We start from the raw sequence: 21,713 nt of genomic DNA, 5'->3' as shown, positions 1-21,713 counted from the left end.
GTACTATTTAAGCTTTTTATTGTTGTGATGGCGGTCATGATCGCGCTTTGTTTTTAATTCTAACTTTTTATCAAAAGCTTGTTGTAAATCTACTCCTGTTTGGTTTGCCAAACAGAGTACTACAAACATAACATCTGCCAATTCTTCGCCTAAATCTTTGCTTTTGTCTGACTCCTTTTCGCTTTGCTCTCCATACCTACGAGCAATTATACGAGCAACTTCCCCTACTTCTTCCGTAAGTTGTGCCATATTAGTAAGCTCATTAAAATAACGAACTCCGTGTTCTTTTATCCAATTATCTACTTCTTTTTGGGCTACAGCTATACTCATTATTCTTTATTTTTTGTATCCATAATTATAGTAACAGGGCCATCGTTTAGTAGGTCTACTTTCATATCTGCACCAAAAACGCCTGTTCCTACTTTTTTTCCAAGATTTAATTCTAAGGCAGCAATAAATGTTTTATATTTTGGTATTGCTACTTCTGGTCTTGCAGCTTTTATATAAGACGGCCTGTTTCCTTTTTTTGTTGCAGCAAATAAGGTAAATTGAGAAACTACAATTGCATCTCCTAAAATATCAAGTAAAGATTTATTCATTACTCCTTCACTATCGTTAAAAATTCTAAGATTTGCTATTTTTCTAGAGAGCCAATCTATATCTTCCTTACTATCGGAATCTTCTATACCCAAAAGAATTAACACCCCTTTATTTATAGAAGCTATTTTTTGTTCCTCTACCGTTACACTAGCTCTAGAAACTCTTTGTACAATTGCTCTCATTTTTTCACGGAATGAATATCTACTCTATAATTCTCGTCTTCTCCTGAAACCATTTGTACATAACTCCTGTATCTACTCCATGCAATTTCATCTTTTTCTAAAGCTTCTTTTATTGCACACTTAGGCTCATCTATATGTAAGCAATTATTGAATTTACAATTACCCTTATTCTCAAAAATCTCAGGAAAGTAGTCTCCAATTTCCTCTTTCTCCATATCTACAATTCCAAAACCTTTAATACCTGGAGTATCTATTATCTGAGCATCAAAACTTAAATCAAACATTTCTGCAAATGTTGTTGTATGTTGCCCTTGTAAATGTTGCTTAGATATTTCGGTAGTTTTTATAGCTAAGTTTGGTTCTATAACATTTACCAATGTAGATTTACCTACACCAGAATGCCCTGAAAACATAGATATTTTTCCTTGCATTAATGCCTTTACTTTATCAATGTTTTTTCCTGTTTTTGCCGATATACCAATACAAGTGTAGCCTATTTTACGATATAAAGCTGCTAAATATTTTATTTCTAGTAGTTCCTCTTCATTATACGTATCTATCTTATTAAATAATAATACCGTAGGAACATCATAAGCTTCTGCAGTTACCAAAAAACGGTCTATAAATGCTGTATGCGTCGGGGGGTTATTTAAGGTAACCATTAAAAAAACCTGATCTAAATTTGCAGCAATTATATGTGTTTGCTTAGATAGGTTTACCGATTTTCTAATTATATAATTCTTACGGTCTTTAATCTCCGTAATTATACCAACAGTTTCATCTCCTATATTTTCTATTGAAAATTCTACAGAATCGCCAACGGCAACAGGGTTGGTACTTTTTATACCTTTAATTCGGAATTTTCCTTTTATTCTACAATCATAGAACGTACCATCTTTTGCTTTAATGGTAAACCAGCTCCCTGTAGATTTATAAACAATTCCTTTCATTAATAGTAATTAGAGCTGCAAAGAAACAATATTAGTTTTTAAATTGTTTTACATTCCTAATTTTTCTATTTCATAAACTCTAAGAACTTAAACAAAAAAGCGACCAATAATTGTTTAGATTATAATTGGTCGCCCTATTGCATTACTTATTTAAAAGAAAGTTATTTCTCTTTGGTAAAGTTTTAATTTTCTGTGCAGTCAATATCATTTAGTTCCTCTTTGGCATCATCAAAGTCTCCATCAAAATCGGCAAGACCTCCATAGCAATCTTCAACATCTTCTAGTGCATTTATATAATTATTAAGAGCACCTTTATAACTATTACAATTTTCTACTGTAGGGTTTTCTTCATATTTGTTAAATGCATCTGTCCAAGCTTCTAAATCTGAAGCTACATCTTGCGCCCAGCTACCATTTAAACATTTTATTGGGTTCTTAGAACAATTAACAAATAGCATTAAAAAAAGCATGCTTAAGATTGATTTAAAAATTAACTTACTCACAGCTTGGTTGTTTTGTGGTTTCATTTTTGGTTTTTTATTGGCATAATGCCTTGTTGTTTATAGCAAACGAAAATATTTATTATAAAGTATTTATACACTTAGTAATGTATAGCTTGTATGCTTTATTACATAATTGACTGCTTTTTAAGTTTATTTTACCCAAAGTATACTCCAATTTTTTTACACATAAATAAAAAACTATTCTTAAGATGCAACCCATTAGAATTTATTTTGTCTTTAAAATAAACAATACAATGAAAAAAATAATATTAGGTATTGCATTAGCTTTAACATGTTTTATAGAAACTAATGCGCAGGAATTTAAAGTAATTACAAGTGTAGAGTCTATTGTTCCAAGTGGTATGGGGCGTTCTAGGATTATTGAGGCAAAAGAAGAAAAAAATTATAAAGAATATACTTCTACCCAAACAGAGGAAGATAATACTCGGAATAAATCTAAAAGGAAGGATATTAGAGTAAAGAATTTTGAAGAAACAAAATTGCTGAATTTTTACAATATTACCGGAATACGTTTTCAGAACATTGCTGCTAATGATGCTGTTATATCTTCTAAGCTTAACAAAATGTCTGAGGAAGGTTGGCAACTAATACATGTGGTTAGCGCAGTTGAGAGTGATGCTGGAGATAAAGATGGACAAGGTATTTTTATTACTCGTTATATTTTTAAGAAGTAAAAAAAAAATCCCGACTTAATTAAGTCGGGATTTTAATTGTTTAGTTATTTACAATCTTCTCTTGATGATTGATAGACTCTTGGTGAATTGCTTTAAACATTCTTAAAACAAACTCCTCACTTAATCCTTTAGATTCTCCTTCTAAAATCATAGCGCCTAAAATCTGGTTCCAACGATTGCTTTGTAATACTGCAACGTTTTTCTCTTTTTTAAGTTTTCCAATACTATCAGAAATCTTCATACGCTTCCCTAAAGATTCTATTAATTGATTATCAATAACATCAATCTGTGCACGTAAATTTGTTAACTCTTTATTATACTCTGCTTCTGGATCAGATTCTTTTCTAATTTTTAAATCTTTCATTATTTGAACTAGTTTTGTTGGTGTAACCTGCTGCGCAGCATCACTCCAAGCATTATCTGGATCAAAATGTGTTTCTATCATTAGTCCATCAAAATTAAGATCTAATGCAGTTTGCGAAACATCAAAAATCATTTCTCTATTACCTGTAATATGCGATGGATCGTTTATTAATGGTAAATCTGGAAATTTGTTTTTAAACTCAATAGCTAATTGCCATTCCGGAATGTTTCTATATTTAGTTTTCTCATAGGTAGAGAAACCTCTGTGTATTGCTCCTAAATTTTTAATACCCGCAGTATGCAAACGCTCTATACCACCTAACCATAATGATAAATCTGGGTTAATTGGATTCTTTACTAGAACTATTTTGTCTGTACCTGCTAGTGCATCTGCAATTTCTTGCATGATAAACGGACTTACAGAAGTACGAGCACCAATCCATAATAAATCAATATCATGTTCTAAAGCCAGTTCTACGTGTGCTCTATTTGCAACTTCAGTACAGGTTTTCATACCTGTTTCTGCTTTTACTTTTTGTAGCCATTTAAGCCCTAAAATACCTACGCCTTCAAAATTCCCTGGACGAGTTCTTGGCTTCCAGATACCTGCTCTGTAATAACTTACATCGGTATCCTTTAATTCATGAGCAATTTTTAAAACTTGCTCTTCTGTTTCAGCACTACATGGCCCTGCTATTACTAGTGGATGATCTAGCTGCATGTCATCCAACCATGTTCTCATTTCTTTTGAATTCTTCATTTTACTTATACTTTATTCTTTGTTTGTGGTATTCCGTTTAATATTTCTTTTATTTTATTGGTGTTATTCATTTCATTATAAATTCCATCATAATCGTCTGCCAACAACATCTTTTTAAATTCGGTTAGGTTCTTAATATACCCTTCTAAAGTTTCCACCACATTTTCTTTATTTTGTTTAAAAATAGGTGTCCACATAGCTGGTGAACTTTTTGCTAAACGAACTGTGCTCTCAAAACCACTTCCCGCCATGTCAAAAATATCACGTTCATTTCTTTCTTTCTCAATAACCGTCTTTCCTAACATAAAGGAACTTATGTGTGACAAATGTGATACATATGCTATATGTTTATCATGCGCTTCTGGATTCATATACCTAATACGCATTCCTAAAGTCTGAAAAAGCTCTAATGCTCTTTCTTGTAATTTAAAAGCTGTTTTTTCTACTTCGCAAATAATATTTGTTTTCCCTTCATACAACCCATTAATTGCTGCTGATGGCCCTGAAAATTCCGTCCCCGAAATAGGGTGGCATGCCAAAAAATTTCTTCTTTTTGGGTGCTCATCTAATACTTTACATATTTGTAGCTTAGTAGAACCTGCATCAAAAACAACACAATCATCATTAACTGCATCTAGTATTTTTGGAAGCTCTTTAATCATTGCGTCTACTGGAATACTTACAATTACTACATCTGCAATTGGTAATTGACTATAATTTGCTTGCTCTTCTATTATTCCTAACGACAATGCCTCATCTATATGCTCCTGTTTTGCATCAATCCCATAAATAGTAACATTAGGCATTAAGCGCTTAATGTCTTTTACCATGGAACCACCTATTAATCCTATACCAATTACAAATACATTCATTTTATTAAAATCTTGCTATTGCTTCTTTTATTTTTTCTTCCGTTACGCATAATGAAAATCTAATGTAGCCTTCACCATTACTACCGAATATAGTTCCTGGGGCTATAAATATATCTTTATCGTATAAAACTTCATTTACAAAATCTTCTGAAGATACAATGCCCAACGGAAGTTTTGCCCAGACAAACATACCTACTGCGCTCTTATCATATTCACAATTTAACTTATCTGCTAATTGATACATTAAATTTCTACGCGAAGTATATACCTGATCTAACCCACTAAACCATTCGTCCCCGCTTTGTAATGCTGCAATTGCTCCTTTTTGAATTCCGTAAAACATTCCAGAATCCATATTACTCTTTACTTTTAAAATAGCATTAATATTTTCTGCACTCCCCATAACCATTCCTACACGCCAACCAGCCATATTAAATGTTTTGCTTAAAGAATTTAATTCCAGAACTACTTCTTTAGAGCCTTTAATTGACAAAATACTGGTAGGGTTAGTACCCAACACAAAACTATATGGGTTATCATTTACCAACAAAATAGAATGTTCCTTTGCAAATTGAACAAGCTCTTTTAACTGTTCTTTAGATGCTGTTGCTCCTGTAGGCATATGCGGATAACCTACCCACATTAGTTTAACTTTAGATAAATCTTCTTTTGCCAATGTTTTTAAATCTGGAAACCAACCATTTTTAGCAGATAAGTTATATTGCTTTGCTTCTGCCCCAACTAATTTAGTTACAGAAGTATAGGTTGGATATCCTGGATTTGGAATTAAAACTTGATCTCCAGGATTTAAAAAGGCCATGCAAATATGCATTATACCTTCTTTAGAGCCCATTAAAGGTAAAATTTCATTTACAGGATTTAGCGCTACTTTAAACTTAGCATTATAAAAATCCGCAATTGCCTCACGCAATTCTGGCAACCCTTGGTAGCTTTGGTACTGGTGCGCATTTGCGTCTTCTAAAGAATTAGTCACCGCAGTAATAACTTCTTTAGAAGGTGCCAAATCTGGGCTGCCTATACCCATGTTTATAATAGGTTTACCATCTGCTATTAAGCCACGTACTTCCCTTAATTTTTTTGAAAAGTAGTATTCTTCAACTGTTTTTAATCTATCTGCAGTAGTAATCATGCTCTTGCATTTTTATATTCTCCTAATACTTTAAAATCTTCTGCCATAATCTCTAAGAGCGATTTTGCTTTGTCAAAATTACTATAATTATCAAAAGTAATATCTACAAAAAAAGCATACTTCCATGGTGTTTCTATTATTGGGAGAGATTGTATTTTAGTTAAATTCAACCTACAATCGCTCATTACATTTAAAACGGCTGCTAAGCTTCCTCTTTTATGGTCTGTTACAAAACGTATAGACGCTTTGTTAATTTCTTGTTTAGGTAATTCTTTATTGGTTGTTTTTACTATAATAAATCTGGTAGAATTATTTTTTATAGTTTGTATTTCCGGTGCTATTATATCTAAACCATATAGCTCTGCTGCTACATTAGGGGCTATAGCCGCAATATTTTTTAACTGCTTTTCTTGTATTTGTTTTGCAGTTTCTGCCGTATCTACATCTTCTACCATTTTTATATGGGGATAGGCTCTAAAAAAATCCTTACACTGTAACAATGCCATAGGGTGTGATCTAACTTCATCAATATCTTCAATTTTTTGCCCTTTTAACACCATAAGGTTATGATGAATATTTAGGTACTGTTCCCCTATTATATGCAAATTGTTGTGGTAAACTAAAGCGTAATTAGGAATAATAGAACCTGCAATAGAATTTTCTATGGCCATAATCCCTTTATCTGCTGTACCTTGTAATAACTGATCTACAAGAAAATCAAAAGACAAACATTCTACCAAGTTTACATCCTCTCCAAAATAGTCTTTTGCTACTTGGTGGTGGTTAGACCCTTTTATTCCTTGTATGGCTATATTTAATTTCATTTACGCTATATACTAATATCCTTCAACTTCGCTCAGCTTTATTAAAGCTAATTCTTTGAACTTTAATCAAAAAAAAAGTTCCGATATGTATCGGAACTTTACTCTATATATGTTTTAAAATATGCTAGAACAGTCCCGTACTTCTTTTAAAAAAGAAATAGAATGTAAAACTGTTAAAGAAATATTTATTTGTCATTTTCTTGTAAAACTTTGGCTAATGTAATCATTATATTCAAAAACAAAAGCTTTAATCTCTATTTTTACTTATTTTTAAATTTATACAACAATAAATAACAATAATTTTATATTTATCAAATATTGTTGCGAATTATTAAAATAATAAAAGCCCTCCGTTTGGAGAGCTTTTAAAGTAAAGATATGTTTTTATCTTATTTTTTATTGAAATGATACTCGTACACTTCTTCTTCTCCTTCGTATGTATCTTTTTCTATAATAACTAATTTATCTGCAGTAAGAGTTATTTCTCCGTCAAAAGCTAAATAACCTTCTTCTTCTACTCCCGTTTCAGTTTCGCCATTATACGTTTCAGTGTATTCAAACTCTACTAAGGTTAATTTACTTTCCTCTTCATTATACGCCCAATTACCTTTAGAGGTATATATTTCTTCCTCATCCTCATAAACTGCTTCACAAGATTCCTCTGAAGCGTCCCAATCAAAATCTCTATCAGTATCGTTATAAGTATACTCGTAAGTACCATCACTATTAAAAGTCATTAGTAAACTATCTGTAGTATAACAATATTCTATTGTAATCTCTTTAGCTTCTCCACTTGCGCAATCTAAAGTAGTTGTATAACTATCTTCATCACAATACTCATCTCCTTTATTTATTGTTTCTCCATTATCTATCTCTTTTGTAAAATCCCAGTCTGCAACAAGGTTAGTATTACCACCCCAAGACTCTACAGTTACACAAACCTCTTCTGGTTCACTAATATTTCCTTGACCATCATACACACAAATTAGATAACAAAAAGTACCTGCTGTAACTTCTGCTTCAAAGTTTACATCTATAGAAGTGTCTTCACCTTTTCCTGCTAAATTACTTTTAGCCGATTTTTTATTTGCAAAAAGTCCTCTTTCAAAAGTTTTTGCAGCTTTATTATATACTCCAGAAGTAGCTCCTACAGGAATATCAAAATAAGAATCGGCCATTCCGTTTTCATCTTTCAATTGCACATACGCACCTGCAAAACCCGCTGGAGCCTTAAATTCTATGTTAAAGCCATTGGTTTGAAAAGCAGTTTGCTTTTCATAATCTAAACTAAATTCTATATCTCCGCTAGGTACTGGGCTTCCTTGAACCTTAGTAGCTCCTTCTATAGTTACGCCACTACTTACCGCGTTAACATCTAGTAAAACTTCTTCTTGTTTGTTAACCCCGTCTGGATCTGAGTTCTCATCTAATTTCTTTTCATCATCTTTAGAACATGATAATGCCGCAACTGCTAAACAGCCCATTAAGAATACGTTTACTTTTTTCATAATTTTAATTTTTGGTTTTATGGTTGATTCCTTAGCAGAAACGAAGAACCTTCTTACTTTATTGTAACAACTTACAACCTAAAAAAAAGGAATATTATGTTTAACCTATAATGGAAGAAATAACCTCATCTAAAACATCTTGTATTTTAGGATTGGTACCATTTGTTAAAATAGAAAACACTAGTTGTTCTTTAGGGTACACATAAAAGTTAGAATACCCCCCTACACCATTACCTATATGCCCAAAATAATCTCTATCCTTACTATCTTGGCTAACCTGCCAACCTAGTCCATAATACGTTAATTTGCCCTTTATACTTGCTGAAGTTAAAAATTGACTTATAGTCTCTTTGCAAAGAATTTTATTCTCTAAAAATGCTTTTCCAAAATTTGCTATATCTACTGTGGTAGAGAGGAACCCTCCCCCGGCTAACTTATAGAAATTATTTACCGGAATAGCCTCTCTAAAACCCCCTCTGTTTTTTACATAAAAAGAAGTGGCATTTGGATATACGTGTTCCTGAATTTCTGCAACCGTCTTTTTCATATTCAAAGGCTTTAAAACCTTCTCTTTTACATACTCTTCAAATGGTATTCCGCTAGCTTCTTGCATTGCAAGAGAGACTAAAACCCAATCATAGCTATTATATAAATAATCTGTTCCTGGTTTAAATAACAAAACATCATCCTTGAAAATAGCTATACTCTCCTTTATAGTATAGGGCTTATTTAAGGCATACTCCATTCCCTCATAACTTCTTATTCCTGCGGTATGGCTTGCTAGTTGACGGATGGTAAAATCCCATTCTTTTTTAGGATAATATGGCACATAATCATAAAAAGAAGCATCTAAATTTATTAATCCGTCAGCAACCATATGTGCTAAAGCCGTTGCTGCAATGGGTTTAGATACGCTTGCAATTCTAAACTGCGTTTTTACTGGATTTATCTGTTTTTTCTCTTCAATATTTGCATAACCATATCCTTTTTGAAAAATAGTGTTTCCTTTTTCTAAAACGGTTATTGCCAGGCCTGGTATCTTTTTCTCTTCAATTAAATTTTGCAAAAGAACATCTGCCTTTACTAACCCTTGCAAGGAAGTATTATCTCCTATCACATTCTCTGACAAAAATACTTTTTTTAAATATCGAATAATAGGATTTTTCATGGTACATTAATTAATTGACCTCAAAAATTAATTGCCCTGTATATAAAGTTTCTACAGAAACTATAGGTGGTTTTTTAAAACTCCTAACATCTCCCGGCCCCCGCAAAACTCCATTTAAAGTTTCTTGGGGAGATATAAGTAAATCATTAGACCCTCTATGGTTAAATGTTACATTGTTACTAATAAGACTTTCTGTTTCTATCCTAGAATCCCCTGCTGCTATAACCACATTTAAATTATTTGTTGTTCCAGAAAGTTTAAAATATGAATTACCATTTACTACTATAGAAATAGTATTGGAATTTAACATCAAATTAAATTCTCCATCTGTTGTTTCTGCTTCTGGCTCCCCATAACTTTCAGATAATAATGTTAAACCACCATAAGACAACACACCATCGCTGCGAACAGGCCAACTGGTACTGCTTCGTATTTCTGTAATATTAGGTGCTGTTACATAGATTTTTGTTACCCCATAATCTCTTACAAAATTGCAATTATTCTCGTCTCTTAAAATTAATCTGTTGTCTTTAACAACTGCAGTTACTTCCTCTCTTAAAAACTCCCCAGTTTCTATCGCTACTTTTTGCTCTCCTTCTTTTAATATTAATTCTATATTTTCAAAAACTGTAATTTTATTAAAGACAGGTACAGTTATTTCTTCTATAGATAAATCTCCAGCTGCCTGAAAACAATCTGGAGCATTGGTACTACTACATGCAAAGTTTAGTAGTACTACTAAAAAATATATGTGCTTTATTTTTTTCACTTGTCTATTTTAAAACCGAATTCCTACTCCAAACTCAATAGCTTCGGCATTTGCTGCATGAGATTTTAAAGACACTACCGCAAAGACCTTGTCTCCTACATATCTTTTTAATCCTAGCCTATTATATATTCTACCTTCAAAATCAAAAGGATAATACACATAGTACCCTAATTGCGTAGTTATGGACAGTTTATTTATAAATAATTCATGTCCTACAAATACACCAATTCTTTTATAGTCTGTATCCGCAGAAATAGTATCCTCTGGAAAAGATATACTCCTAAAACGTATTAACTCTTTTAAAAACCTAGAAAAGAAAACATCGGTTCCTACATGAAAGGCACTTTTTCTTCCTATACGCTTATCTGCGTATGCAGATATAATATAAAAAGGATATTGCCCCATACCCTCCACATCACTACTATTAATTCCGCCTCGTAAAGCTAAATTATACTTTACAGGTTCTTTAAAATTTTCTTTCTCTGCGGTTACTTTAAAAGCTATCTCTTTTCCGCCATCTAAATCATACACAAGCCCTGCATTAAAAGCCAATGTATTGGTAGATGTATTTGGCGATTTAAAACTTCCGTTAGAGTAATGAATTAAAGAAAGCCCTGCTTTAAACCCTAAGCCTTTATAAATATTTTCTTTATGGTAATTAAGCATAAAATAAACCGATGCCATAATGGAGGTTCCATAGGCATTATTCCTAAAATTAGTTTCCTTATCGTAAGGGTTTGTATTGTAAGATACCCCCTGCCCAAACCTTAATTGCAAGTTTCTTTTTAAGTAATAAAAATTATAATGAAGAAAAACACCATAATGTTCCCCAAGTGTACTATTATTCATATTTTGATATATGAAAGAATACCCCAAATCTGGATAATTATAAGCCTGCTCCCACTCTTCTTGCCCAAAAGTTTTTTTATTTAAGCTCAAAATAACACCACCAGGGTGCTCTTTAATTAAGTGCGATATACTTGGATTATGTTTTAAGACAGAACCATAAAATTGATTAGCATCAATGGTATACTTTTTTGCAACTATAGCTTCTTGTGAAAAACAAAAAGAAAATGAAAAAAATAGGGCTATAAAAAAAACTAGTCTCATAAACCACAAAAATAGGGATTATAGACTAGTCTTAATTCTTTTATTTTTAACAAAAAAATATTCTCTAAAATAATGTTTTAGCTATAGAATATACGTTATCAGATTTTCCCATAGAATAATAATGTAATACCGGCACCCCTGCTTCTTTTAATTCTTTAGACTGTTGTATTGCCCATTCTATACCTACTTGCCTTACCGCTTTATTATTTTCACAACCATCTACAGCATCAATTAAATCTTGCGGTAAATCTATTTTAAATACTTGTGGTAACAATTGTAAATGCCTTTTTACAGCAATTGGCTTTATTCCTGGAATAATAGGTACATTAATTCCTATTTCTTTTGCAGCCTCTACAAACTGAAAATATTTTTGATTATCAAAAAACATTTGCGTAACCACGTAATCTGCCCCAGCATCTACCTTTTCTTTTAATCGTTTTAAATCCGATTGTAACGAAGGTGCTTCTAAGTGTTTTTCAGGATATCCTGCTACTCCAATACAAAAATTAGCATTATTCTCCATAGGAGTATCGTCATGCAAATACTTTCCTGTATTTAAATTCTGAATTTGAGAGACTAAACTTGCTGCGTAAGGGTGTCCGCCTTTTGTTGGTGTAAAATATTGTTCTTCTCGCATAGCATCGCCACGCAAAGCCATAATATTATCTATTCCTAAATACTGGCAGTCTACCAACATGTATTCTGTTTCTTCTTTTGTAAAACCTCCACAAAGCACATGTGGTACAGTATCTACATTATATTTATGTTTTAAAGAAGCACAAATACCAACTGTTCCTGGTCGCATACGAGTTATTTGTTTATCTAAAAGACCTGATTTTTTAATATAAACATATTCTTCTCTAGAGGTTGTAACATCAATAAAAGGAGGATTAAACTCCATTAAGGGGTCTATATTATCATATAATTGCTGAATATTTTTCCCTTTAACAGGAGGCACTATTTCAAAAGAAAATAATGTTTCTCCGTTCGCTTTTTTAATGTGATCTGTTACTTTCATTACTCTAAACTTATTTCCTTTCTTAAAGGCTATTTAATTGGCTATTGATTAAGTTGATTTGTCCTAAGTGGTATACATCATGCTGTAAGACACCATGCAACATAAAATCATTTATATATTGTTTACCCACTGTTTTTTCACGTAACCAAGTTTCCTTTTTTTCTTTTACTAATTTGATAAGCTCCTCTTGTGACACTTTTAATTCTAATACTATTTTATCTCTTTCCTCTTCCGAAGATACTACTACATTTTCTCTCCAGTCTGCTTTAGTATTTAGCTCTATATCAAAAGAAGTATTTCCTTTTAATTTTTCAATTACAAAATACTTCCAATCTATTACATGACAAACTATACTTGCAATAGAGTTAGAAGTGTTTTTAGGTTTTACATTCCAATTTTTAAGTGGAATGTTTTGTAAAGATCCAACTAATGAATTTCCAAACCAAGGTTCTCCATTAAAAACTTCATTAATGGTAGAACAATAATTTTCTATCTCCATAATTTACAAAATAAAAATAGTTACAAACCCAACATTAATTTTACATCATTATACGTCTCTTTATACTCCCAATATATCCATCTTCCATCCAAATAATCTGTCAAAATGTATTTTTCACTAACCGATTTTATACGTTCTAGTGCTACGATTTTCTTAAAAAAACCTTCTACTTTAAAATTTTCAGTTATCTCTTTATTATTAGTATCATATCCATGACTAATACTATAACTACCTAAAGAAACTTCTATAAATTTTTTCATATTACTCGTCTGATATATTTGTTACCAACCATTTAGTTGCTTCTTCTAAAGGCATTCCTTTCCGGCTTGCAAAATCTGCAACCTGATCTTCTTTTATTTTTCCTAATCCAAAATAACGCGCTTCTTCATTAGCAAAATAGTAACCACTAACACTAGATGCTGGCCACATTGCCAAACTTTCGGTTAACTTTACTCCTATCTTTTCTTCTACTTGTAAAAGTTCCCAAATAGTTAATTTTTCTAAGTGGTCTGGACATGCAGGGTACCCGGGTGCAGGACGTATTCCTTTATAGGTCTCATTTATTAAATCTTCATTTTCTAAAGATTCATTAGCTGCGTATCCCCAATGATTTATACGCACCTCTTTATGTAAATATTCTGCATAAGCCTCTGCTAAACGGTCTGCTAATGCTTTTATTAAAATAGAATTATAATCATCTAAGTCTGCCCTATAAGCGTCTGCAATTTCATCTACCCCAAAACCTGTACTTACACAAAAACAACCAATATAATCTTGTTTACCTGTACTTTTAGGTGCTATAAAGTCTGCAAGTGCATAATCTGCTACTCCTTCTCTACGTTTTAATTGTTGTCTTAATGTTCTAAAAAAGTACTCTTTCCCGTTATGATCTAAAGCAATATCATCATCACTAATTGCATTTGCAGGAAATAATCCAAAAATAGCTTTTGCTGTAAAAAGCTTCTCTTTAAAAATTTTCTTAAGCATTTGTTGTGCATCGTCAAACAACTCTTTTGCTTGTTTACCAACCACCTCATCCATAAGAATATCTGGAAATTTACCATGTAATTCCCATCCTCTAAAAAACGGAGACCAATCTATATATGGTTCTAATTTTTCTAAAGAAACATCTTTTATAACCTGTACTCCCAATTTATTTGGTTTTACAATATTTGATGTTTCCCAATCTATTTGGAATTTATTTTTACGAGCGTCTTCTATTGTTTTATATTCTTTTTTCTTTGTTCTGCTTAAAAACTTATCTCGGAAAGATTCATAATCTAACTTTATATTTTTCTTATAATCTAAAGAGGTTTCTTTCTGTAATAAATCGCCAACCACCGTAACTGCTCTAGAGGCATCATTTACATGCACTACTGCATTGCTATATTGCGTATCTATCTTTACTGCTGTATGTGCTTTACTTGTTGTTGCGCCACCAATTAATAAAGGAACATTAAAATTCTGGCGTTCCATTTCTTTTGCTAAAAAAACCATCTCATCTAAAGACGGAGTAATTAATCCACTAAGGCCTATAATATCTACATTGTGCTCTATAGCAGCATTAATAATTTTCTCTGGCGGAACCATTACTCCTAAATCTACTATCTCATAATTGTTACAAGCAAGAACAACACTTACAATATTTTTACCAATATCATGAACATCGCCTTTTACAGTTGCCATTAATATTTTTCCATTGTTATCAGAATCTCCTACTTGTGGATTTTTTAGCTTTTCTTCTTCTATATATGGTAATAAATATGCAACTGCCTTTTTCATTACTCTGGCAGATTTTACTACTTGTGGTAAAAACATTTTTCCGCTACCAAATAAATCTCCAACAACGTTCATCCCAGTCATTAAATTTCCTTCAATAACTTCTATAGGTTTTTCTGCATTTGTACGAGCCTCTTCTACATCTTCTACAATATACTTATCTATTCCTTTTACTAAAGCCCGAGTAATACGGTTTTGCAAAGGCTCTTCTCTCCAAGATAAATCTATCTTACTTTCTTTTGCTGTACCAACTACGGTTTCTGCAAAATCTAATAACCTTTCGGTAGCATCATCTCTCCTATTTAAAACAACGTCTTCAACACGTTCTAATAAATCTTTAGGAATGTCATCATAAACACCCAAAAGACTAGGGTTTACAATTCCCATATTCATACCAGCTTGGATTGCATGGTATAAAAACACCGAGTGCATAGCCTCTCTCACCGGGTTATTCCCTCTAAAACTAAACGAGACATTACTTACTCCTCCACTTACACTACAATGTGGTAAATTGTTTCTTACCCATCTTGTTGCTTCAATAAAATCTATAGCATTAAGCTTATGCTCATCCATACCTGTAGCAACAGGAAAAATATTTAAATCAAAAATTATATCTTCTGGAGCAAAATTTACTTCATTTACCAAAACGTCATAAGAACGTTTTGCAATTTCTAGTCTACGCTCATAATTATCGGCCTGCCCAACCTCATCAAAAGCCATCACAATTACAGCAGCACCATATCTTTTTATAAGTTTAGCCTGATGAATAAATTGCTCTTTACCCTCTTTTAAACTAATAGAATTTACAACACATTTTCCTTGAACAACTTGTAACCCTGCCTCAATAATTTCCCACTTAGAGCTATCTATCATAATAGGAACCCTAGCAATATCAGGTTCTGCAATAACAAGATTTAAGAACTTAACCATGGCTTGCTTACCATCTATAAGTCCATCATCCATGTTAATATCAATAATCTGAGCTCCGCCATCTACTTGTTCTCTTGCTACACTAAGCGCTTCTTCAAAATTTTCTTCTTTTATTAATCGAAGGAATTTTTTTGACCCTGCAACATTGGTTCTTTCTCCTACATTTATAAAATTTGTATTCTCAGAGAGAACTAAAGGTTCTAAGCCCGAAAGTTTCAGGTATCTTCGTTCTTCGTTCTTCGTTGTTTGTTGTTCGATGTTCATCCTATTTTCCTTTGATAATTAATAAAACCACTTAACAACTTTTTTACTCTTTCCACTTCTTTTAAAATAATATTTATGTCTGATTCTAGAAACTCTAAATCGTTAACTAAAATTAATTGTGTTTCTAATTCATATAAAGAACCTTTATTTATGTGCAAAAAACGAATAGTATCTGCAGACGTTCTTCTACCGCAACCCTCCGCTATATTTGAGGACACTGAAATAGCACATCTTCTTATCTGAGAAGTTAAGCCATATTGCTCATCCTTAGGAAAAACATAAACAGATTTTACCAATTTACGTGCCTGTACCCAAATATCTAATTCTTTATAGTCCAACTTAAATAATTTAAAAACAACGAAAATGATTAACGTTAAACGTTTAACGACCTTGGCTTTATACCCTTAACTAAATTCGCTATGGCAGTAATATGCTCTGGCGTTGTACCACAACAACCACCAACAATATTTACCAAACTCTTTTCTACGTATTCTTTTATTTGTGATGCCATTTGCTCTGGAGTCTCATCATACTCACCAAAGGCGTTTGGCAATCCTGCATTTGGATGTGCTGATACTGCAAACTTAGTTTTAGCGGATAAAACTTCTAAATGCGGCACTAACTGGTTGGCTCCTAATGCACAATTAAAACCTACCGATAAAATTGGAATATGAGAAACAGAAATTAAAAATGCTTCTGCGGTTTGCCCAGATAATGTTCTACCCGAGGCATCTGTAATAGTTCCGCTTACCATAATTGGGACTTCAATATTACGTTCTTCTTTAACTTCTTCAATAGCAAACAAAGCAGCTTTAGCGTTTAAGGTGTCAAAAATTGTTTCTACCATTAACATATCTGAGCCCCCATCTAACAAAGCCTCTACTTGTTGCTTGTAAGCTATACGCAACTCATCAAAAGAAACAGCTCTATAACCAGGATCATTTACGTCTGGAGACATACTAGCGGTCTTATTCGTAGGTCCAATACTACCAACAACATAACGTGGCTTATGAGGTTCTTTTTCTGTAAACTCATCAGCAACCATTTTTGCTATTCTAGCAGATTCGTAATTTAAATCATAAACCAACTCCTCCATGTCATAATCTGCCATGGCAATGGTTGTGCTAGAAAATGTATTGGTCTCTACAATATCTGCTCCTGCAGCAAAATATTTTCTGTGTACTTCTGCAATAGCTTCTGGTTGGGTTAAAGACAATAAATCATTATTTCCTTGTACTGGAGATTTCCAATCTTTAAAGCGTTCTCCTCGAAAATCTTCTTCTGTAAATTTATAGCGTTGCAGCATAGTTCCCATAGCACCATCTAACACTAAAATACGTTCCTTTAAAATATCTTGAATATTCTTTTTCATAGCATATAAGTCTCCCGAAACACCTAAAAATTACTTTGCTTTTTAGGAAGTACAAAGGTAGACTATAGGCTATTCTTTACCAAGAATAGAAACAGGATACAACAGGAATAAAAACAGATGTTAAAAAAAAGACTATAATAATCCTTTTGCCTTAATCTCTAGATATTTATTTATAGTATCTATTGTTAAATTTTGGGGTTTGGTAAGAATGGTTTGTATCCCAAACTTATTTAACTCTGCCACTATTAATTTTTTATCATAACTAAATTTTTCGGCTATGGTCTTGTCAAAAATTTCTTGTGTATTTTTTGCTACTTGTCCTTTTAACTGTTCTAGCTCCGTATTCTTAAAGAAAACTACTACTAGCATATGACTTTTATTAATTGCTCTTAAGTAGTTCATTTGCCTATGAACAGCATCTAAACTTCCAAAATTAGTGTATAATAACAATAAACTTCTTGTGGTTATTTTTCTTTTTATATGCCCATATAAATTTCCAAAATCCGACTCGCTAAAATCAGTATTCACATTATAAAGGGATTCTTGAATTAAATTCATCTGGGAATTTCTACGCTCTGCGACTACAAAATTTTCTGGCTTTTTAGAAAATGAGAACATCCCCGCTTTATCATGTTTGCGAACTACAACACTACTAATAACTAAGGCTGCATTTATAGCATAATCTAGCAAACTAAGATTTTCAAAAGGCATTTTCATTACTCTACCTTTATCTATGATGGAATAAATTTGTTGCGATTTTTCATCCTGAAACTGATTCACCATTAAATGGTTACGCTTTGCAGTTGCCTTCCAGTTTATATCTTTTATATTATCTCCTTGTACGTATTCTTTAATTTGCTCAAATTCAAAAGAATTTCCAATACGTCTTATCTTTTTTATTCCAAATTGTAAACTACTCTGGTTTAAAGAAATTAAATCGTACTTTTTTAATTGTAAAAAACTAGGGTATGTTTTTACCATTTGCGATTCTCCAAAAGAAAATCTACGCATTGCAAAACCTATTTTTGTAGCGGTATATACATGTAATTTTCCAAAAATGTATTCTCCTCTTTCTGTTGGCCTAACGGTATAACTTAATTGCTCTTTTTTATTTGCAGCTATACTTGCTGTTATATTAAAATCTCTTTGCTGAAATTGCATTGGAAGCTCTTCCAGAATAGTGCAATACGTTTTTAAAGAATATTTATTAGTAATGGAAATTGGTACTTTATTCTCATCGCCATTAGAAAATTTCTCTGGTAATTCTCGCTGTGCTTCTATTCCGTTTTTATTTCCAAACAGAATTAGTATATCTACAAGAACAAGTGCTATAAAAACAAAGAATAAAAGTTTAGCCAATAGTAATATACTTGGAAAAACAAAACTTAATATAAATAGAACTATGATTCCAAACATCGCATAAAAAAAACGATTATTTAGAAACAAGTCTTTAAAAAACCGAACTATCGGCATTCTAGAAAATTCTGATGTTTTATTCTCCGACATTAACTTTCCTTATTTAGGAATATCTACACTTTGTAAAATATCATTAATAATCTGTACCGATGTTATTCCTTCCATTTCTCTTTCTGGAGTAATTATAACTCTGTGCTGCAACACAGGAATAGCAATTTGCTTAATATCTTCTGGAGTAACAAAATCCCTACCATTTATAGCTGCAAATGCTTTACTTGCTTTAAGAACTGCAATAGATGCTCTTGGAGAAGCTCCTAAATATAAAAATGGGTTATTACGGGTATTTAGAATAATTTCTGCTATATATTTTATTAAATGCGGCTCTACAATTACTTGCGATATTAAACTTTGGTACTGTACTATTTTATCTTTACTTAAACTATTGGTTATCTGGGCAAGCTTTGTTGTTTTTAATTGATGCTCTCTGGTAATAATCTCTACCTCATCTTCTAAATTAGGATAATCTATAGTTATTTTAAACAAAAAACGGTCTAATTGTGCTTCTGGCAAACGGTAGGTTCCCTCTTGCTCAATTGGGTTTTGTGTTGCTAAAATCATATAAGGAGCTTCTAGTGGGTATTTTACACCATCCATAGTTACTTGCCTTTCTTCCATCACTTCAAACAAAGCGGCTTGTGTTTTTGCTGGCGCTCTATTTATTTCATCAACCAAAATAATGTTAGAAAAAATTGGTCCCTTTTTAAATTCAAAATTGGAAGTTTTTAAATTAAATATAGATGTTCCTAAAACATCCGACGGCATTAAATCTGGTGTAAACTGCACTCTACTAAAATCTACCTCTAAAGACTTTGCCAACAACTTTGCTGTTATTGTTTTTGCAACACCGGGAACACCTTCTAACAAAACATGCCCCTCTGCAAGTAGTGCAGTAATTAACAAATTTGCTATATGTTTTTGACCTACAATTACTTTTGCAAGTTCTGTTTTTATCTGAGCTACGCTTATTTTAAGCTCTTCTAAATTTAACCTACTATTAAATTCAATATCGTTGTTTTCTTCCATACTATATTGTTTTATCCTACTGGCGGATTTATTGTTTATAGAATTTTTCTATTTCCTTGTTCAATGCTTTTAATGGTTCTTTTGTACTAAATTGATGCGATTTCATCTTTATAATTAAACTCACTAACTGCTGTATTTCTTCTACAGGTTTACCTGAACGTAATGCTAATTTTGTTACAAAATCTTCATTTAACTTATCTGTAGATAAATGGAATTTACTACGAACATGCTCTAAAAAATGAACAATTACTTTTTGTATAATACCATTATAATCTTGCGCCTCGTAATGCAAATTACTAACTGTTTGCACAAACTCTGTGGTTGTATTTTTTAAAGGGTCTTTTATAGGAATTATTCGTTGCCTACGTTTTGCATTAAACAACATAAACAAGCCTATAGAGGTTAACAACAAATACCAACCCCATTTTAACGGTTCTTTAGATAGAATATATCGCAACGGACTTCTGCTAATTTCTGGGTCTAACTTAACTGCTTTATCTACTAATATTGGTAGCGTTGGCAAATAGGATATTACACTACTAACATAACCAGCATCTTTTGCTTCTAACATTTGGTAGTTTGTAAAAACTTCTGGCGTTGTGTGAATATAAAATACGCCATCTCCGTAGGGAACCCCTATAAAATTAGAATGTTTTTTATTTTCCAATGACCTTACATAACCAAGTTTTTTTCCTTTCGAGATAGAATCGGAAAAATAACTAGTACCAAAAGGAACCTTTGGAGTATATTTTAATGTATCTATAACATAATTTAAAAACAGTGTCTTTTCTTCTTGTTTTATTTCTACATTATCATATTCCATTTTAAACCCTAAAGTATCTTGTACATATTTAGGGAAATAATAGGCCGATATAAAAGCCTCATTACCATATTCTACATACTCTAATAAAGAATTAAAAGAAGTTTCATCTATATCATATCTGCCAGAAATACTAACATAATTTTTTAAAGTCTCTTTTTCTTGCATTCGCAAATGCTGATCGTATTCATAAAAAGTTGTGTATACTTTTTTAGAAGATTCTCCCTTAAAATAAAATGGTATTTGATCAAAGAAAACTTTAGTATCTAAAGGTTTTGTTTGGGTTTCATCAAAAGTAGGTGACCAATCTATCTTATTGCTTTGGTTTGTAACCAATAGAATAAATACTAGCAATACTGCTCCAAGAATAAGTATTTGTTTTTTACGCATTTTTAAATGATTTTAAAATTTGCGAATAAACTGTTGATGCCGTTGTATACTCTTTTTCGTCTATAGAAAATTCCCCGTACCATATATAGGTGAAGTAATACGTAGCTTTATTAAAGCCTGTGGCATAGGAAGTACCTTCTAATGCTACTTGGTAATCATAACTGGTTTTTTGAGAATCATACGTAATAATATTATTCTGGTCTAATTTTTTAAGAAGTAATAAGTAATTATAACGTACCGCTAAACGATAGTCTTTATTAACTAAGGCTTCTTGAATTAAAACTTCAAAATTTACTTCTTGAATATTTTCTCCTATTTCATAATTAAGCTCACTAGCCTCTTCTTTTTTCTTCCTAAAAAACCAACGCCCTTCTTTGTTTAAAATTACTCTTACAATAATATAGACTACACCCGCTATTATTACAATAAAAAACAAAAGTTTTAGATTCTCAATTATATTCCTAGCTCCTTCATCTTTTACACTAAACCAGCTCGTAAGTAAATCTGTTAACCAGGCTTTAAACTTGTCTATCCAAGAAATAGTTTCTTTATAGTCATAATCTGCCCCTTTATATTCTTCCTTAAAGGTATTGGGTAACGTACGAAACTCTTCTGGTTTGTTTGGAACAACACCTTCTTGCGCCACAACCAAAAAAGTGCCTATTACAAAATAGAACACATAACAAAA

23 protein-coding genes are annotated in these 21,713 nt (G+C 32.1%); 1 reads left to right on the top strand and 22 read right to left on the bottom strand.

Going from position 1 to position 21,713, the window contains the following annotated elements; translation table 11 throughout:
• Positions 1 to 3 precede the first annotated feature (3 nt).
• The 4 genes from CLV91_RS14585 to CLV91_RS14570 all read right to left on the bottom strand — a co-directional run bounded on the left by CLV91_RS14585 (position 4) and on the right by CLV91_RS14570 (position 2,259).
• Positions 4 to 330 (bottom strand): nucleotide pyrophosphohydrolase, encoded by a 327-nt coding sequence (locus tag CLV91_RS14585; protein WP_121068967.1) that lies wholly within the window; start codon positions 328 to 330, stop codon positions 4 to 6.
• Entirely contained in the window at positions 330 to 782 is a 453-nt protein-coding gene (gene dtd / locus CLV91_RS14580) for a D-aminoacyl-tRNA deacylase (protein WP_121068966.1), read from the bottom strand. The genes CLV91_RS14585 and dtd overlap by 1 nt, the downstream gene beginning before the upstream one ends.
• A complete protein-coding gene (rsgA, locus tag CLV91_RS14575; protein WP_121068965.1) occupies positions 779 to 1,732 on the bottom strand; it encodes a ribosome small subunit-dependent GTPase A in 954 nt (317 codons plus the stop codon). The genes dtd and rsgA overlap by 4 nt, the downstream gene beginning before the upstream one ends.
• Positions 1,733 to 1,914: 182 nt before the next feature.
• Complete coding sequence (locus tag CLV91_RS14570) at positions 1,915 to 2,259, bottom strand: hypothetical protein (RefSeq protein WP_147406429.1); 345 nt, start codon at positions 2,257 to 2,259, stop codon at positions 1,915 to 1,917.
• A gap of 230 nt (positions 2,260 to 2,489) precedes the next feature.
• Here CLV91_RS14570 and CLV91_RS14565 point away from each other — a divergent pair, with 230 nt between their 5' ends.
• Positions 2,490 to 2,930 carry a hypothetical protein gene (locus CLV91_RS14565; RefSeq protein WP_121068963.1) on the top strand — a complete coding sequence of 147 codons (441 nt, stop codon included), beginning with the start codon at positions 2,490 to 2,492 and terminating at the stop codon, positions 2,928 to 2,930.
• A gap of 40 nt (positions 2,931 to 2,970) precedes the next feature.
• On the opposite strand, the gene CLV91_RS14560 is transcribed toward CLV91_RS14565, so the two are convergent.
• The 18 genes from CLV91_RS14560 to CLV91_RS14475 all read right to left on the bottom strand — a co-directional run bounded on the left by CLV91_RS14560 (position 2,971) and on the right by CLV91_RS14475 (position 21,704).
• On the bottom strand, positions 2,971 to 4,053 hold the full coding sequence (locus tag CLV91_RS14560) for a bifunctional 3-deoxy-7-phosphoheptulonate synthase/chorismate mutase type II (protein WP_121068962.1): 1,083 nt from the start codon (positions 4,051 to 4,053) through the stop codon (positions 2,971 to 2,973).
• 5 nt (positions 4,054 to 4,058) lie between these two features.
• Entirely contained in the window at positions 4,059 to 4,925 is an 867-nt protein-coding gene (locus tag CLV91_RS14555) for a prephenate dehydrogenase (protein WP_121068961.1), read from the bottom strand.
• Positions 4,926 to 4,929: 4 nt separating this feature from the next.
• A complete protein-coding gene (locus tag CLV91_RS14550; RefSeq protein ID WP_121068960.1) occupies positions 4,930 to 6,075 on the bottom strand; it encodes a pyridoxal phosphate-dependent aminotransferase in 1,146 nt (381 codons plus the stop codon).
• Positions 6,072 to 6,899 (bottom strand): prephenate dehydratase, encoded by an 828-nt coding sequence (locus CLV91_RS14545; protein ID WP_121068959.1) that lies wholly within the window; start codon positions 6,897 to 6,899, stop codon positions 6,072 to 6,074. Before CLV91_RS14545 ends, CLV91_RS14550 begins: the two co-directional genes overlap by 4 nt.
• Before the next feature lie 389 nt (positions 6,900 to 7,288).
• Positions 7,289 to 8,407 carry a copper resistance protein NlpE gene (locus CLV91_RS14540; RefSeq protein WP_147406428.1) on the bottom strand — a complete coding sequence of 373 codons (1,119 nt, stop codon included), beginning with the start codon at positions 8,405 to 8,407 and terminating at the stop codon, positions 7,289 to 7,291.
• A gap of 100 nt (positions 8,408 to 8,507) precedes the next feature.
• A complete protein-coding gene (locus CLV91_RS14535) occupies positions 8,508 to 9,575 on the bottom strand; it encodes a serine hydrolase domain-containing protein (RefSeq protein WP_121068957.1) in 1,068 nt (355 codons plus the stop codon).
• Between the two features lie 10 nt (positions 9,576 to 9,585).
• A complete protein-coding gene (locus tag CLV91_RS14530) occupies positions 9,586 to 10,344 on the bottom strand; it encodes a head GIN domain-containing protein (RefSeq protein WP_121068956.1) in 759 nt (252 codons plus the stop codon).
• Between the two features lie 9 nt (positions 10,345 to 10,353).
• On the bottom strand, positions 10,354 to 11,454 hold the full coding sequence (locus tag CLV91_RS14525; RefSeq protein WP_121068955.1) for an acyloxyacyl hydrolase: 1,101 nt from the start codon (positions 11,452 to 11,454) through the stop codon (positions 10,354 to 10,356).
• A 64-nt stretch (positions 11,455 to 11,518) separates the two neighbouring features.
• A complete protein-coding gene (gene metF, locus CLV91_RS14520) occupies positions 11,519 to 12,472 on the bottom strand; it encodes a methylenetetrahydrofolate reductase [NAD(P)H] (RefSeq protein ID WP_121068954.1) in 954 nt (317 codons plus the stop codon).
• A 22-nt stretch (positions 12,473 to 12,494) separates the two neighbouring features.
• On the bottom strand, positions 12,495 to 12,971 hold the full coding sequence (locus CLV91_RS14515) for a DinB family protein (RefSeq protein ID WP_121068953.1): 477 nt from the start codon (positions 12,969 to 12,971) through the stop codon (positions 12,495 to 12,497).
• A 20-nt stretch (positions 12,972 to 12,991) separates the two neighbouring features.
• The gene (locus CLV91_RS14510) at positions 12,992 to 13,231 is read right to left on the bottom strand and encodes a hypothetical protein (RefSeq protein WP_121068952.1); all 240 of its coding nucleotides are present in this window, start codon (positions 13,229 to 13,231) and stop codon (positions 12,992 to 12,994) included.
• 1 nt (position 13,232) lies between these two features.
• Positions 13,233 to 15,944 carry a methionine synthase gene (gene metH, locus CLV91_RS14505; RefSeq protein ID WP_121068951.1) on the bottom strand — a complete coding sequence of 904 codons (2,712 nt, stop codon included), beginning with the start codon at positions 15,942 to 15,944 and terminating at the stop codon, positions 13,233 to 13,235.
• Positions 15,941 to 16,282 (bottom strand): four helix bundle protein, encoded by a 342-nt coding sequence (locus CLV91_RS14500; RefSeq protein WP_121068950.1) that lies wholly within the window; start codon positions 16,280 to 16,282, stop codon positions 15,941 to 15,943. Before CLV91_RS14500 ends, metH begins: the two co-directional genes overlap by 4 nt.
• Positions 16,283 to 16,317: 35 nt before the next feature.
• A complete protein-coding gene (locus tag CLV91_RS14495) occupies positions 16,318 to 17,316 on the bottom strand; it encodes a homocysteine S-methyltransferase family protein (protein WP_121068949.1) in 999 nt (332 codons plus the stop codon).
• A 132-nt stretch (positions 17,317 to 17,448) separates the two neighbouring features.
• Positions 17,449 to 18,822 (bottom strand): DUF58 domain-containing protein, encoded by a 1,374-nt coding sequence (locus tag CLV91_RS14490; RefSeq protein WP_121068948.1) that lies wholly within the window; start codon positions 18,820 to 18,822, stop codon positions 17,449 to 17,451.
• A 9-nt stretch (positions 18,823 to 18,831) separates the two neighbouring features.
• Complete coding sequence (locus CLV91_RS14485; RefSeq protein WP_121068947.1) at positions 18,832 to 19,815, bottom strand: AAA family ATPase; 984 nt, start codon at positions 19,813 to 19,815, stop codon at positions 18,832 to 18,834.
• A gap of 28 nt (positions 19,816 to 19,843) precedes the next feature.
• On the bottom strand, positions 19,844 to 21,025 hold the full coding sequence (locus tag CLV91_RS14480) for a hypothetical protein (protein ID WP_121068946.1): 1,182 nt from the start codon (positions 21,023 to 21,025) through the stop codon (positions 19,844 to 19,846).
• A complete protein-coding gene (locus tag CLV91_RS14475) occupies positions 21,018 to 21,704 on the bottom strand; it encodes a hypothetical protein (RefSeq protein WP_147406427.1) in 687 nt (228 codons plus the stop codon). The genes CLV91_RS14480 and CLV91_RS14475 overlap by 8 nt, the downstream gene beginning before the upstream one ends.
• Positions 21,705 to 21,713: the final 9 nt, after the last annotated feature.

The organism is Maribacter vaceletii, from assembly GCF_003634105.1.
Classification (GTDB): Bacteria; Bacteroidota; Bacteroidia; order Flavobacteriales; family Flavobacteriaceae; genus Maribacter_B; species Maribacter_B vaceletii.
The sequence above is the reverse complement of the archived record's forward strand: the minus strand, read 5'-3'. Positions and strand labels throughout refer to the sequence as shown.